12 protein-coding genes are annotated in these 14,059 nt (G+C 67.0%); all 12 read left to right on the top strand.

Annotated elements, in window-relative coordinates; genetic code table 11:
* Nucleotides 1-6: 6 nt before the first annotated feature.
* The 12 genes from ftsW (at nucleotide 7) to ileS (ending at nucleotide 14,044) form a co-directional block, all read left to right on the top strand.
* Entirely contained in the window at nucleotides 7-1,485 is a 1,479-nt protein-coding gene (ftsW, locus tag LWC34_RS32300; RefSeq protein ID WP_233729072.1) for a putative lipid II flippase FtsW, read from the top strand.
* Nucleotides 1,454-2,569: an undecaprenyldiphospho-muramoylpentapeptide beta-N-acetylglucosaminyltransferase gene (murG, locus tag LWC34_RS32295; RefSeq protein ID WP_372496742.1), complete on the top strand. Its 1,116-nt coding sequence runs from the start codon at nucleotides 1,454-1,456 to the stop codon at nucleotides 2,567-2,569. The genes ftsW and murG overlap by 32 nt, the downstream gene beginning before the upstream one ends.
* Nucleotides 2,566-3,981: a UDP-N-acetylmuramate--L-alanine ligase gene (gene murC, locus LWC34_RS32290; RefSeq protein ID WP_308200172.1), complete on the top strand. Its 1,416-nt coding sequence runs from the start codon at nucleotides 2,566-2,568 to the stop codon at nucleotides 3,979-3,981. The genes murG and murC overlap by 4 nt, the downstream gene beginning before the upstream one ends.
* Nucleotides 3,978-4,745, top strand: coding sequence for a cell division protein FtsQ/DivIB (locus LWC34_RS32285; RefSeq protein ID WP_233729070.1), 768 nt, complete (start codon nucleotides 3,978-3,980; stop codon nucleotides 4,743-4,745). The genes murC and LWC34_RS32285 overlap by 4 nt, the downstream gene beginning before the upstream one ends.
* Nucleotides 4,746-4,993: 248 nt before the next feature.
* Nucleotides 4,994-6,310 carry a cell division protein FtsZ gene (ftsZ, locus tag LWC34_RS32280; RefSeq protein ID WP_233729069.1) on the top strand — a complete coding sequence of 439 codons (1,317 nt, stop codon included), beginning with the start codon at nucleotides 4,994-4,996 and terminating at the stop codon, nucleotides 6,308-6,310.
* 79 nt (nucleotides 6,311-6,389) lie between these two features.
* On the top strand, nucleotides 6,390-7,097 hold the full coding sequence (gene pgeF / locus LWC34_RS32275; RefSeq protein WP_233729068.1) for a peptidoglycan editing factor PgeF: 708 nt from the start codon (nucleotides 6,390-6,392) through the stop codon (nucleotides 7,095-7,097).
* On the top strand, nucleotides 7,094-7,822 hold the full coding sequence (locus tag LWC34_RS32270; RefSeq protein WP_233729067.1) for a YggS family pyridoxal phosphate-dependent enzyme: 729 nt from the start codon (nucleotides 7,094-7,096) through the stop codon (nucleotides 7,820-7,822). The genes pgeF and LWC34_RS32270 overlap by 4 nt, the downstream gene beginning before the upstream one ends.
* A gap of 94 nt (nucleotides 7,823-7,916) precedes the next feature.
* Nucleotides 7,917-8,543, top strand: coding sequence for a cell division protein SepF (locus LWC34_RS32265; protein WP_233729066.1), 627 nt, complete (start codon nucleotides 7,917-7,919; stop codon nucleotides 8,541-8,543).
* Between the two features lie 28 nt (nucleotides 8,544-8,571).
* A complete protein-coding gene (locus LWC34_RS32260; RefSeq protein WP_033381653.1) occupies nucleotides 8,572-8,847 on the top strand; it encodes a YggT family protein in 276 nt (91 codons plus the stop codon).
* 47 nt (nucleotides 8,848-8,894) lie between these two features.
* Complete coding sequence (gene wag31, locus LWC34_RS32255) at nucleotides 8,895-9,734, top strand: DivIVA-like cell division protein Wag31 (RefSeq protein ID WP_033381644.1); 840 nt, start codon at nucleotides 8,895-8,897, stop codon at nucleotides 9,732-9,734.
* A gap of 24 nt (nucleotides 9,735-9,758) precedes the next feature.
* A complete protein-coding gene (locus tag LWC34_RS32250) occupies nucleotides 9,759-10,682 on the top strand; it encodes a hypothetical protein (protein WP_233729065.1) in 924 nt (307 codons plus the stop codon).
* A gap of 230 nt (nucleotides 10,683-10,912) precedes the next feature.
* Nucleotides 10,913-14,044, top strand: a complete 3,132-nt coding sequence (gene ileS, locus LWC34_RS32245; RefSeq protein ID WP_233729064.1) for an isoleucine--tRNA ligase — start codon at nucleotides 10,913-10,915, stop codon at nucleotides 14,042-14,044.
* Nucleotides 14,045-14,059 lie beyond the last annotated feature (15 nt).

The following is a 14,059-nucleotide window of genomic DNA, read 5'->3' as shown; positions in this document are numbered from 1 at the left end:
ATTGTCATGACAGCCACCCTCACTCCGGGCGAGGAGCGTAAGCGCGCAAGGGCGGAACGCCGCAAGCGCACGAGCGTCTTCACGCTGCTGACGGCATGGCTCGGCCGACCGTTGGCGAGCTTCCACCTGGTGCTTGCCGTGTTCGGTCTGCTGACCGTGCTCGGTCTGGTGATGGTGCTGTCCGCGAGCTCGGTCGTGTCGCTGGACACCGGCTCGTCGGTGTACACGGTCTTCAAGAAGCAGCTGCTGTTCGTGGTGATCGGCACGGTGGCGTTCTGGGTCGCGGTCCGGATGCCGCTCAAGAAGATGCGGCAGTTCGCGGCGCCCGCGCTCGCGGTGTGTTTCGGCCTGCTGGTGCTGGTTCTGGTGGTCGGTACCACACGCAATGGGACGACCAGCTGGTTCGTGATCGGCCCGATCTCGTTCCAGCCCATCGAGGTCGCCAAGCTCGCGCTGGTGCTGTGGGGCGCGCACGTCCTGGTGCAGAAGAAAGCCATGCTGCACCAGTACCGACATCTGCTCGTGCCGCTGGTCCCCGTCGCGCTGCTGATGTTCGCGCTGGTCATGATGCAGCCCGACCTGGGCGGCACGGTCACGTTGATCGTCGTTCTGTTCGCGCTGCTGTGGTTTGCGGGCGCGCCGATGCGCCTGTTCGGTGCCGCCACGCTCGGTGGTCTTGGTGGCATCGTGGTGCTGTCGCTCAACGAGGGCTACCGATTGGCCCGCGTGCTGACGTTCCTCAACCCGGACGCGGACCCGACCGGCAAGGGACACCAGGCGCTGCAGGCGAAGTACGCGCTCGCCGACGGCGGTCTGCTCGGCCGGGGCCTCGGGCAGGGACAGTCGAAATGGGAGTACTTGCCCAACGTGCATAACGACTTCATCTTCGCGCTGATCGGCGAGGAGCTGGGGTTCTTGGGCTGCGCGCTGGTGCTCGGGCTGTTCGCCATGCTCGCCGTGGTCGGCCTGCGAATCGCCGCCCGCAACATCGACCCGTGGATCCGGATGGTCGCCGCCACTTTGACGGTGTGGCTGGTCGGCCAGGCCGCGATCAACATCGCCTACGTGGTGGGCCTGCTGCCCGTCACGGGAATCACGCTGCCGATGATTTCCGCCGGTGGCAGCTCGATCGTGGTCACCATGTTCGTGTTCGGGATCCTCGCAAACTGTGCTCGCCATGAACCCGAATCCGTGGCCGCACTACGCTCGCAGGGACCAGGTCGGTTCGGCCGGCTCATGAAGCTGCCCGCCCCCGACGTGTACAACCCGCCGCAGAAGCGCAAGCCGTCGCGACCGTCCACGCCGCCACGAGCGACCGGACGCCGCGAACCGGCTTCCCGGCGGGCAGGCACGTCGGAGCGCCAGCTGAACGAGCGCCGCAGGACTCGTCGTAGCGTTCCGGTTCCGGAACACCGTCGGGAACACAGGCGTTCGGCACGCGGCCGTGCCGGCCATCCCCGTGCGGACGAAGGAGGACGTCATTAACCAGGGACCGTGTGTCGTGGTGGCCGGTGGGGGCACGGCCGGGCACATCGAACCGGCACTCGCGTTGGCCGACGCGGTGCGGCGTGCCCGGCCAGACGCTCGGGTCGTCGCGCTCGGAACGCCGCGCGGCCTCGAAGGCAAGATCGTGCCCGCGCGTGGCTACCAGCTGGAGATGATCCCGCCGGTGCCGATGCCGCGTAAGCCCACGATGGACCTGCTCAAGCTGCCGCTGAACGTGCGCCGCGCGATCAAGCAGACCCGCGACGTGCTCGACCGGGTCGGCGCGGATGTCGTCGTCGGGTTCGGCGGGTACGTGTCGTTGCCCGCGTATCTGGCCGCGCGTGGCCGTCTGCCGATCGTGGTGCACGAGGCGAACGCCCGTACCGGGATGGCGAACAAGGTCGGTGCCCGGTACGCGGCCAGGGTCGCCGCCGCCGTGCCGGATTCGGGATTGCCGAACGCCGAGGTGATCGGGATCCCGTTGCGGCAGTCGATCACAGAGCTTGACCGGCAGGCACTGCGTGACGAGGCGCGCCGGTTCTTCCGGCTGCACCCGCACGCGCCGACGCTGCTGGTGTTCGGTGGTTCGCAGGGCGCGGTGTCGATCAACAACTCGGTGGCCCCGCTGGCGAGCGAGTTCGCCAGGGCCGGGATCGGTGTCCTGCACGCGCACGGCGCCAAGAACACCTTGGCGGTCCAGCAGATCCCGGGCGCACCGCCGTACGTGCCGGTGCCGTACCTGGAGCGGATGGACCTCGCCTACGCGGCCGCCGACGCTGTGCTGTGCCGGTCCGGCGCGATGACCGTTGCCGAGGTCTCGGCTGTCGGACTGCCCGCCGTGTACGTGCCGCTGCCCATCGGCAACGGCGAGCAGGCGTTCAACTGCCGTCCCCAGGTCACCGCCGGTGGCGCGATCATGATCCCGGACAACGAACTGAGCCCGGACAAGCTCAGGGAGGTCCTGCTGCCGCTGCTGACCAACCCGCGCAGGCTGTCCGCGATGGGTGCCGCCGCGCAGAGCACCGGGCACGGCTCGGCCGCTGACGTGCTGGCCAAGATGGTGCTGGACGTGGTGCGCAAGTGAGCAGCACCATCACCACCCCTGCCGTGCTGGAGCGGGCGCATCTGGTCGGCATCGGTGGCGCCGGGATGAGCGGTATCGCGCGCATCCTGCTCGCCCGTGGCCTGCAAGTGTCCGGTTCGGACGCCAAGGAGTCGCGGACTTTCCTCGCGCTGCGCGCACAGGGCGCGAGGATCGCCGTCGGCCAGGCCGCCGAGAACCTCGATCTGTTGGCGGACGGGCCGTCCGCTGTGGTCGTCTCGACAGCGATCAAAGAGGACAATCCGGAACTGGTCGAGGCACGCAAGCGCGGCATCACCGTGCTGCACCGCTCGGAAACGTTGGCTGGCCTGATGGTCGGCCACCGGGTCGCCTGCATCGCTGGTACGCATGGCAAAACGTCGACAACGTCGATGCTGACTGTCGCATTGCAACACTGCAGGTTGGACCCGTCGTTCGCGATCGGCGGCGACCTCAACGAGTCCGGCGCGAACGCGCACCAGGGTTCCGGTGGGATCTTTGTCGCCGAGGCAGACGAAAGTGACGGCTCGTTCCTGGTGTTCTCGCCGTCGGTCGCGGTCGTGACCAACGTCGAGGCCGATCACCTTGACCACCACGGCACCGAAGAGGCGTACACGGCGGTCTTCGAGTCCTTTGTGGACCGGCTGAACTCCGATGGCGTGCTCATCGTCTGTGTCGACGACCCAGGCGCGGCCGCACTCGCCGAGCGAGCAGAAGCACGTGGCCTGCGCGTACGGCGCTACGGCCGCGACGCGGACGGTGACGACTCGGCCAGGCTGCTGTCGTACGACCCGGTCGACGGTGCCGGTCGTGCGGTGATCTCCTTGGCAGGCAAGGAGATCGAAGTCGGCATCGCGGTTCCTGGTGAGCACATGGCCCTCAACGGGCTGGCTGCTTTGCTCGCTGGGCTTGAACTCGGCGCGCCGCTCGAGGGTTTGCTTGACGGCATTGCCGCGTTCGGTGGCGTGCGCAGGCGGTTCGAGTTCAAGGGCCGTTCTCGCGGAGTTCGCGTGTACGACGACTACGCCCACCACCCGACCGAGGTCGCCGCACAGTTGCGAGCCGTGCGTCCGGCAGCCGCGGGCGGACGGGTGCTCGTCGTGTTCCAGCCGCACCTCTACTCGCGGACCCGGATGTTCGCCAAGGAGTTCGGCGAAGCGCTCGCGTTGGCCGACGAGGTCGTGGTGCTGGACGTGTTCGGTGCGCGCGAAGCGCCGGAGCCGGGCGTCAGCGGAGCGCTGATCGCCGACGCTGTCCCGTTGCCAACTGACCACGTGCACTACGAGCCCGCGTTCGACAAGGTGCCCGGGCTGGTCGCGTCATTGGCGAAAGACGGGGACTTGGTTCTGACCATGGGTGCCGGTGACGTCACCTCGCTCGGTCCCGAACTGATTGCCGCACTGGACCGGCAATGACCACGCCTACGCGTCCCGAGAGCCGCCGCCCCGCCAGCAGTGCGGGCGCGGCGGCTCGCGAGCGCAGGGAAAAGCGGGAACTGCTGCGGCCGACCCGCCGCCGGGCGTTGATGCGCCGGTGGATGGTCGTTCTGGTGTTCTTCGGGATCGTCGGCTTGCTTTACGTGATCTTGTTCACGCCAGTCCTCGGCGTGCGCTCGGTCGACGTCCAAGGCCTGGAAGGCCTGACACCGGACGAAGTGCGCACGGTCGCCGCCGTGGAGATGGGCAAACCCTTGGTCCGGTTGGACACCGGCGAGATAGCCGACCGGGTCGCCACTTTGCCACGAGTCGCGAAAGTCAGCGTCGAGCGCTCGTGGCCGAGTACGGTGGAGATCATCATCACCGAACGAACCCCGGTGGCGTACGCCAAGCTCGCCGACGGCGCACACATGGTCGACGCGACCGGAGCCGACTACGCGGTCGTCCCCCAAGCGCCTGCTGGACTTCCGTCGATCGAGGTCGCCACACTGGGCACCGGTGACGCGGCGACCCGTGCGGTCGTCGACGTACTCGGCAGGATTCCGCCACAGCTGAAGGAACGGGTGGTCACGCTGGCCGCCAAGACCCCAGGCGACGTGCAGCTCAGGCTCACCACGGGGCAGTTGGTGAAGTGGGGCAACGCGGCGGATTCCGAGCGCAAGGCGATGGTGCTCGCGGCATTGCTGCAACGCCCTGGCAAGACGTACGACGTAGCTGCCCCGGATTTACCGACCGTTTCTTGACCTGTGAGATCGGGCGACACGCGGAATCCCGGAATTCCCGGTATTTTTAGTGCTGCCGGGTGATCGCATGCGTCACACACGGCGTGGCTGCTGGACCCGAGCACGTTCCGTCTTTACCGTCCACGGTTGAGGACGTACGGGGTTGACATGACTCTGAATCTCTGGTTGAGGTTGAGGGTTTGCGTGGCCGCCGGACGCAAAACGGCGTGAACCACGTGTGAACCTATGACTGGAGGAAGGCGGAACCGATGACGCCCCCGCACAACTACTTGGCGGTGATCAAGGTCGTCGGTATCGGCGGCGGCGGGGTCAACGCGGTCAACCGGATGATCGAGGTCGGCCTGAAGGGCGTCGAGTTCATCGCGGTGAACACCGACGCGCAGGCCCTGCTGATGTCGGACGCCGACGTCAAGCTCGACATCGGCCGCGAACTGACCCGTGGCCTCGGTGCCGGTGCCAATCCTGAGGTCGGCCACAAGGCCGCCGAGGACCACCGCGAGGAGATCGAGGAAGTCCTCAAGGGCGCGGACATGGTGTTCGTGACCGCTGGCGAGGGCGGTGGCACCGGAACCGGTGGCGCGCCTGTCGTCGCGTCGGTCGCGCGCAAGCTCGGCGCGCTGACGATCGGTGTCGTCACGCGGCCGTTCTCCTTCGAGGGCAAGCGCCGTGCGCGGCAGGCCGAAGAGGGCATCACCGAGCTGCGCAACGAGTGCGACACCCTGATCGTGATCCCGAACGACCGGCTGCTGCAGCTCGGCGACGTCGGCGTGAGCCTGATGGACGCGTTCCGCTCGGCCGACGAGGTGCTGCTGTCCGGTGTCCAAGGCATCACCGACCTGATCACCACGCCCGGTCTGATCAACCTGGACTTCGCCGACGTGAAGAGCGTTATGTCCGGCGCTGGTTCGGCGTTGATGGGTATCGGCTCGGCCCGTGGTGAGGGCAGGGCGATCCAGGCTGCGCAGAAGGCGATCAACTCGCCGCTGCTGGAAGCCTCGATGGACGGTGCCCATGGCGTGCTGCTGGCGATCGCGGGTGGCTCGGATCTCGGCCTTTTCGAGATCAACGAGGCCGCCTCGCTGGTTCAGGAGTCGGCGCACCCGGAAGCCAACATCATCTTCGGAACGGTGATCGACGACTCGCTCGGCGACGAGGTCAGGGTGACCGTGATCGCGGCAGGCTTCGACGGCGGCACACCGACGCACAAGAAGCTGGACCCGCAGATGGTCGCGTCGCGCACGCCGGCCAACCCGCCGACGGCGACGGCCGAGGCCGGTCAGGTCTCGCGGCCCGCACCGCAGCCTGCCCCGGAACCGAAGCCGCAACCGGCGCCGACGATCCAACCGGCACCCCAGCCGCCTGCGACCACGTACACCCCGCCGGCCACTCCGCAGCAGCCGACGCAGTACGCGGCGCCGCGGCCGACCGAGCGTCCGACGAGCCTGCCCGGCCCGCGGGCGACTGGCCTGGACTCAACGGGGCGTGGGCACCTGCCCAGCCGCGCGGTCCCGGTGACCGAAGACCCGGACGACGAGGTCGACGTCCCACCCTTCATGCGTCGCTGACCGAACTACCCTCGTGAGTGGTTTCGCCGGTTCTAACCGGCGAAACCACTCACGAGTCTTTTTATGGGTGGGAGTGGATTTGCGCATCAGGCGGGTGGTCACCACACGAGCCGGTGGTGTCTCGGCGAAGCCGTACGACTCGTTCAATCTGGGGCCGCATGTCGGCGACGACCCGGAAGCCGTGTCCGCGAATCGGCGGCGGCTGGCTCGTGACCTGAAACTTCCCGAGGACCACGTGGTCTGGATGGAACAGGTGCACGGCCGGACCGTCACGGTTGTCGATGGGCCACGCACGACTCCTGCCGAGGCGACCGACGCGCTCGTGACGACTCAGCCGGGACTCGCGATCGCGGTGCTCGTCGCCGACTGCGTTCCGGTGTTGCTCGCCGACCCCGAAGCCGGAGTCGTCGGCGCGGTCCACGCGGGCCGGGTCGGCGCCCGTGTTGGCGTCCTGCCAGCAGCACTGCAGGCGATGAAGGATGCGGGAGCACGCATGAATCGGATCGAGGTTCTGCTCGGTCCGTCGGTCTGTGGTCAGTGCTACGAAGTTCCGCCGGACATGCAAGCGGATGTAGACAAACACCTGCCGGGCAGCGCCTCGCGGACCAGGTCTGGAAAGACCGGTTTGGACCTTCGTGCCGGACTCTGGGAGCAGCTCGCCGCGATCGGGGTGAACAAGATCGGGATCGACCCGCGGTGCACGGTTGAAGATCGTTCACTGTTCAGTCACCGCAGGGAAGGGACCACTGGGCGATTGGCCGCCCTGACTTGGGTCGATCCGGCATGACCGGCCGACGGGAGTGGCTCGCGGCGAACATCCGGACCGTCCAAGATCGGATCGCGGCGGCATGTGCGCAGGTCAACCGGGATCCAAGCGACGTGATGTTGCTGCCGGTGACCAAGCGGTTCCCGGCTTCGGACGCCGTCCTGCTGGCGGAACTCGGCTTGGTCCAATTGGCCGAAAACAAAGATCAAGAAGCCGGGCCGAAGGCTCGGTCCGTCGGTGAATTGCTGTCTGGCGTCGACGTGCGGTGGCACATGGTGGGCCAGCTCCAGCGCAACAAGGCCCGTTCGGTGGCCAGGTGGGCCGCGGTGGTCCAGTCCGTGGACTCGCCACGGCTGGCCGACGCGCTCGCCCGTGCGGTGGACGCGGCGCTGACAGCGGGTGACCGAAATTCGCCATTGGACGTCCTCATCCAGGTCTCACTGGACGGTGACGCGAACCGCGGCGGGTGTCCGATCGGCGAGGTCGCGGCCCTGGCCGACGGGGTAGCCCAGAAGGGTGAATTGAATCTCAGCGGACTGATGGCCGTCGCGCCACTGGGCTGGTCAGCTGATCATGCCTTTGACCTGCTGGCAAAGGTCTCCGAGCGGACCCGTAACGATCATCCCGGGGCGACCGAGATGTCGGCGGGGATGAGCTCCGATCTGGAGTCCGCCATCGCGCACGGGTCCACCTGCGTGCGTGTCGGAACCGCTCTGCTAGGGGACCGGCCGTTAATCTCACCCTGAGTGCGATTCACGGCCTGGTCCCCACGGTTTTGGGTATTAGTGGATCGGGTAGCTGTTTCCGCATGTCGGGGAGTCGCGGAGGGAAGGCAACGGCATGAGTGCTCTGCAGAAGCTGAAGGCCTACTTCGGGATGGTCCCTGCGGAAGACGAGGACTACGAGGGCGAGGACGAGCGCTACGGCTCGTACCGCTCCGATGGGTACCGCTCGGAGTATGTCGAGGATGACTACTCAGCGTATTCGGAGCGTGCCCCTCGCCGGCGCCGTTCCGGCTTCCGCGAGGAAGCCGACGACCAGGACTACCAGCCAGCGGACCGGGGCAGGGGCCGGCCCGCATGGGCTGGGGACACGCCGCCGACAAGGGGCGCACTCGCGGTGGAGCCGCACCGTGAGCCGGCCGGGCGGCTGCGCCCCGTGCCGGAGTCCGCACCGGCCGCCACCCCGCTCGGGCGGATCATCACACTGCATCCGACCAGCTACATCGAGGCCCGGACCATCGGCGAGCACTACCGCGAGGGCACCCCGGTGATCATGAACCTGACCGAGATGGACGACTCGGACGCGCGGCGTCTCGTCGACTTCGCGGCAGGCCTCGCGTTCGCGATGCGCGGTGCGATGGACAAGGTCACCAACAAAGTGTTCTTGATCTCACCGCCGAATGTCGACGTCAGCGCCGAGGACAGGCGGCGACTCGCTGAGGGCGGGTTCGCCAGCAGGGGCTGATGAATGGCAGAGTTGTAGCGTGGAACCAGTGCTCCTAGCCGTTTGGTACGTGTTGTTCGCGTTCTGGCTACTGCTCACCGCTCGTGTCATCGTGGAGCTAGTCCGGGCGTTCGCCCGCGAGTGGCATCCAGCGGGCGGGGTTGCGGTTGCGCTGGAGACCATCTACACAGTGACCGACCCTCCGGTCCGTTTGTTCCGTCGGTTGATCCCGATGGTTCGGATCGGAGGCGTAGGACTGGACTTATCGATTATGGTGCTGCTGCTGGTCGTGTTCATCGGGATGCGACTGGTGTATCCCGGGTGAACGGGGAACCTGGGTGCCCGCAGGCCGTGAGTGCGTGAGGTGATCTGATGTCGTTGACCCCCGCTGACGTGCATAACGTCGCGTTCAGCAAGCCTCCTATTGGGAAGCGGGGCTACAACGAGGACGAGGTTGACGCTTTCCTCGACTTGGTCGAGGGCGAACTGGCCCGGCTGATCGAGGAGAACAACGACCTGCGCGCGCAGGTCGAGCAGCTGGACGCGCAGCTCGAGTCGGCGCGGGCGGATCTGGACGACGCCAGGACCAACCTCTCCTCCGGCCCTCCGACCCGCGTCGTGGACGAGCCTGTGCCGTCCCGGCGGCTGACCCCGGTGCCGCCACCCAGCGCACTGGAGCAGACCAACCCTGGCGCTGGTGGGGGGGACCACCACGTCCAGGCGGCCAAGGTCCTTGGGCTCGCCCAGGAGATGGCCGACCGGTTGACCGGCGAGGCCAAGGCCGAGTCTGACGGCATGCTCGCCGAGGCTCGTACCAAGGCCGAGCAGCTGATGTCCGAGGCACGTGCCAAGTCCGACACCATGATCAACGAGTCCCGTACCCGGGCCGAGACCATGCTGAACGACGCGCGCACCCGTGCCGAGACGCTGACCCGCGAAGCCCGCGACAAGGCCACGGCCCTGGAACGTGAGGCCCAGCGCAAGCACACCGAGCTGATCGGCTCGGCACAGCAGGAACGACTCACCCTCGAGAAGAAGCTGGACACGCTGCGGACCTTCGAGCGCGAGTACCGCACGCGCCTGAAGACCCTCCTGCAGTCGTCCTTGCGGGAGCTGGAGGACCGCGCACCGGCGGCACCGTCGTCGGAGGGGAGCCGGTCGGCCAGCCAGCAGGGGTATTCGTTCGGGCCGCGTGCGGCCGAGGCTGGCTGAGCTGGCGAGAGTCTGACCTAGAAGATGCTGTACCTGGTCCTGGTCCTCGTGGTGGCGTCGCTCGGTCTGTTGATCGCGGCGCTGACCACGGCCAACACGCTGTGGGCGTGGATCTCCGTGATCATCAGCGTGTTCGCCGGTGTCCTGATGCTTCGGGACTGGGCCCAGAACAGGCGTCGTCGGTCGCAGGAGGCTCCTGCGACCGGCCATCCTGTCTCTGTCTCGGACGAGCCGCCGGCTAGGGAATGGCCCGCCGAGGAGCCGATGCTGGCTCCAGCAGCGCGACCCCCGGCTCAGGCTGCCGTGCCGCATCGAGAGTCGGACGCGTCCGACTTCGACGAGTCGTTCGAGGCGTTCGAGAAGCAGTTGCAGGATCCTGCGCCGTTGCCAATCGACCGGGAGCCCTCGTACGAGACGCCGGTCTTCGGTGAACCGCCCTTCGGCACCACTCCGCCGGAGCCGGTCACCGCAGTCCAGGAACCGGTCACCGATCTGCCTCCGGAGTCCGCGACGGGCTACTTCCGCCCGGTCGAGGACGCGTTGCAAGAGCCGGAGTCGGCGACCGTGATCCAACGGCCGGTCGCGCCGCCGGATGAAGCAACGGCCTTCCAGCGACCGGTCTCACCGCCGGACCAGGCGACCGCGTTCCAGCGGCCCGTCTCACCGCCTGAACTGGTGACGGCCGTTCAGCAGCCGGTGCTCGACGCGAACATCGAGCCGCCGGAAGAGGCCACGGATGCCACCGACCTGCTCGTGGTCAGTGAGCTCTCGGCCGAGGTGGTCGTGATCGACGAACGGCCCAGGTACCACTTGGACTCCTGCGCCTGGCTCGGCAACCGCCCGATCCTGCCGCTGCCGGTGTCCGAAGCCCGCGACCTCGGGTTCACCCCGTGCGCGCTGTGCAGCCCGGATTCCACTCTCGCCGCACAGCAGAGGGCTCGCTCGTAACCCGTTTGCCGGGGTTTGTACCCTTGGAACTACAGGCACCGATCCGGCCATCACCGGGGAGCCTCCGGAAGAACAGACTCGTGGAGTCTCAGTAGAACCGGACGGGTAGGCCCGTCACAGCCGTCAACGAGAGGCTCCTTCGGGAGCAATCGGGGTGGTACCGCGGTACGCCAGGAAAGCCTGGTGTGTCGTCCCCAGTTTGGGCAGACGACCGCGAGAGGCACCCGGACATGCCGTACCCCAAGGCCACCCACGGCGGCGAGGCAACTGTGCCCGCCCAGCCGTCCTTCCCCAAGCTCGAGGCCGAGGTACTCCAGTACTGGGAGATCGACCGGACGTTCCAGGCGTCGGTCGAGGCACGGCCAGCCGGGGAGAACGGCTCCAACGAGTTCGTGTTCTACGACGGTCCGCCGTTCGCCAACGGCCTGCCGCACTACGGCCACCTGCTGACCGGCTACGTCAAGGACGTCGTGCCGCGCTTCCAGACGATGAAGGGCAAGCACGTCGAACGCCGGTTCGGCTGGGACACCCACGGCATGCCCGCCGAGGTGACCGCGGAGAAGGAACTCGGCTTCAAGACCAAGGCCGACATCGAGGCCTACGGTGTCGCCGCGTTCAACGACGCGTGCCGCAAGTCCGTGCTGCGCTTCACCTCGGAGTGGCGTGACTACGTCACCCGTCAGGCCCGCTGGGTCGACTTCGACAACGACTACAAGACGCTTGACCTCGACTACATGGAAAGCGTCATGTGGGCGTTCAAGTCCTTGTGGGACAAGGGCTTGGTCTACGAGGGCTTCAAGGTGATGTGGTACTGCTGGCGTTGCGAGACGCCGCTGTCCAACACCGAGACCAAAATGGACGAGGTCTACAAGGACCGGCAGGACCCGGCGGTCACCGTCAGCCTGCGCCTGGACAACGGCGAAGAGGCGCTGGTCTGGACGACCACCCCGTGGACGCTGCCGAGCAACCTCGCCGCCGCCGTGCACCCGGACGTCGACTATGTGACCGTGGAGCACGAAGGCCGCAAGTACTTGCTCGCCGAGGCAAGGGTTTCCGCGTACTCGCGGGAACTCGGCGAGGACGCTGCTTCGCGCATCGTGGCCCGGTACAAGGGAAGCGAGCTTGTCGGCCGTCGTTACCGGCCGCCGTTCGACTTCTTCTACGGCCAGCAGCCCAACGCGCATCAGATCCTCGCCGCGGACTACGTCACGACCGATGACGGTACGGGCATCGTCCACATCGCACCGGCCTACGGTGAAGAGGACAAGAAGGTCACCGACGCTGCTGGCATCACGGTCGTCGGCCCGGTGAACCCGCACGGCGAGTTCACCGACGAGGTCGCGCCTTACGTTGGCATGCATGTGTTCGACGCCAACAAGGTGATCATCCGCGACCTCAAGGAAGCGGGATTGCTGCTGCGGCACGAGACCTACGACCACCCGTACCCGCACTGCTGGCGCTGCGACAGCCCGCTGATCCAGCGTGCCGTGTCGTCGTGGTTCGTTGCGGTGACCCAGTTCCGTGACCGGATGGTCGAGCTGAACCAGCTGATCAACTGGGTTCCCGGGCACGTTCGTGATGGCCAGTTCGGCAAATGGCTGGCCAACGCGATCGACTGGGGCATCTCGCGAAACCGGTACTGGGGTTCGCCGATCCCGGTGTGGCGCTCGGACAACCCCGAGTACCCGCGGACGGACGTCTACGGTTCGCTTGACGAGATCGAGCGTGATTTCGGTGTCCGGCCAACGGATCTGCACCGGCCCGCGATCGACGAGTTGGTCCGCCCGAACCCGGACGACCCGACCGGCAAATCGATGATGCGCCGTGTCCCCGAGGTGCTCGACTGCTGGTTCGAGTCCGGCTCGATGCCGTTCGCCCAAGTGCACTACCCGTTCGAGAACAGGGACTGGTTCGACCACCACTACCCGGGCGACTTCATCGTCGAGTACAACGGCCAGACGCGTGGTTGGTTCTACACGCTGCACGTGCTGGCGACGGCGTTGTTCGACCGGCCGTCGTTCCGTTCCTGTGTGGCGCACGGGATCGTGCTCGGCGATGACGGGCAGAAGATGTCCAAGTCGCTGAAGAACTACCCGGACGTCAACGAGGTGTTCGAGCGCGACGGCTCGGACGCGATGCGCTGGTTCCTGATGGCATCGCCGATCTTGCGTGGTGGCAACCTGATCGTCACCGAGCGCGGGATCCGGGATGCCGTCCGGCAGGCCGTGTTGCCGCTGTGGAACTCGTACTACTTCCTTGCGTTGTACGCCAACGCCGAGGGCGTGGAGGGGACCTGGCGGACCGACAGCACGCACGTGCTCGACCGCTACATCCTTGCCAAGACTCATGATCTGGCCGCTTCGGTGCGCGTTGCGTTGGAGACGTACGACATCTCCGGCGCGTGTGCCTCGGTCCGTGAGTACCTGGAGGTGCTGACCAACTGGTACGTGCGGCGCTCGCGTGACCGTTTCTGGGCCGGTGACAAGGATGCGATCGAAACGCTGCACACGGTCCTTGAGGTCGTGAGCCGGTTGACCGCGCCACTGCTTCCGCTGACTGCGGAGACGGTGTGGCGCGGGCTGACGGGCGAGCGCTCGGTGCACATGACTGACTGGCCGTCGGAGGACTTGCTGCCCGCCGACGACGCGTTGGTCGCTGGGATGGATCGGGTGCGTCAGGTCGCGTCGGCTGCGTTGTCGTTGCGCAAGGCCAACAAGCTGCGCGTGCGGTTGCCGTTGGCACGCCTCGTGGTCGCGTCCGATGACGCCGCCGTGCTCGACCCGTTCACCGATCTGCTGAAGGACGAGGTGAACGTCAAGCAGGTAGAGCTGACCACGGATGTGGCCGCGCACGGGCACTTCGAGCTCGTGGTGAACGCGCGGGCGGCCGGTCCTCGGCTTGGCAAGGACGTGCAGACGGTGATCAAGGCCGTGAAGGCGGGCGAGTGGTCCACCTCAGCGTCAGGAGCCGTTGTCGCGGCTGGGATCGAGCTGCAGGAAGGGGAGTACGAGCGTCGGCTGGTCACGGGTGATCACGGCGTGGCGGCTCCGCTGCCTGGCGGTTCGGGTCTGGTCGTGCTCGACACCGACGTGACGCCTGAGCTGAACGACGAAGGGCTGGTGCGCGACCTTGTCCGGGTTGTGCAGCAGGCTCGTCGCTCCTCCGGATTGGACGTCGCCGACCGGATTTCACTTGTGCTTGAAGTGACTGGCGATGTCTTGCGGGCCGCACAGCACCATGAGAAGTTCGTCGCTTCGGAAACCCTGGCCGAAGAGGTGTCCTACGGTCCAGTTGGCCCGGATGCCGTCGAGGGCACGGTCGGCGATGGCGTAACGGTTCGGGTCAGCGTTACCAAGAGATAGCTCATATGCCACTAC

The sequence above is a fragment of the Kibdelosporangium philippinense genome (genome assembly GCF_021390435.2).
GTDB classification, from domain to species: Bacteria; Actinomycetota; Actinomycetes; order Mycobacteriales; family Pseudonocardiaceae; genus Kibdelosporangium; species Kibdelosporangium philippinense.
Note: the sequence above shows the minus strand (reverse complement) of the source record. Positions and strands in the feature narration are given on the sequence as shown.

What these genes read in the sequence shown, in the direction of transcription:
- LWC34_RS32250 (WP_233729065.1), top strand. Translation starts at nt 9,759, where the DNA reads ATGCTGTACCTGGTCCTGGTCCTCGTGGTGGCGTCGCTCGGTCTGTTG.
- ftsW (WP_233729072.1), top strand. Translation starts at nt 7, where the DNA reads ATGACAGCCACCCTCACTCCGGGCGAGGAGCGTAAGCGCGCAAGGGCG.
- ileS (WP_233729064.1), top strand. Translation starts at nt 10,913, where the DNA reads ATGCCGTACCCCAAGGCCACCCACGGCGGCGAGGCAACTGTGCCCGCC.
- LWC34_RS32285 (WP_233729070.1), top strand. Translation starts at nt 3,978, where the DNA reads ATGACCACGCCTACGCGTCCCGAGAGCCGCCGCCCCGCCAGCAGTGCG.
- wag31 (WP_033381644.1), top strand. Translation starts at nt 8,895, where the DNA reads ATGTCGTTGACCCCCGCTGACGTGCATAACGTCGCGTTCAGCAAGCCT.
- ftsZ (WP_233729069.1), top strand. Translation starts at nt 4,994, where the DNA reads ATGACGCCCCCGCACAACTACTTGGCGGTGATCAAGGTCGTCGGTATC.
- LWC34_RS32265 (WP_233729066.1), top strand. Translation starts at nt 7,917, where the DNA reads ATGAGTGCTCTGCAGAAGCTGAAGGCCTACTTCGGGATGGTCCCTGCG.
- LWC34_RS32270 (WP_233729067.1), top strand. Translation starts at nt 7,094, where the DNA reads ATGACCGGCCGACGGGAGTGGCTCGCGGCGAACATCCGGACCGTCCAA.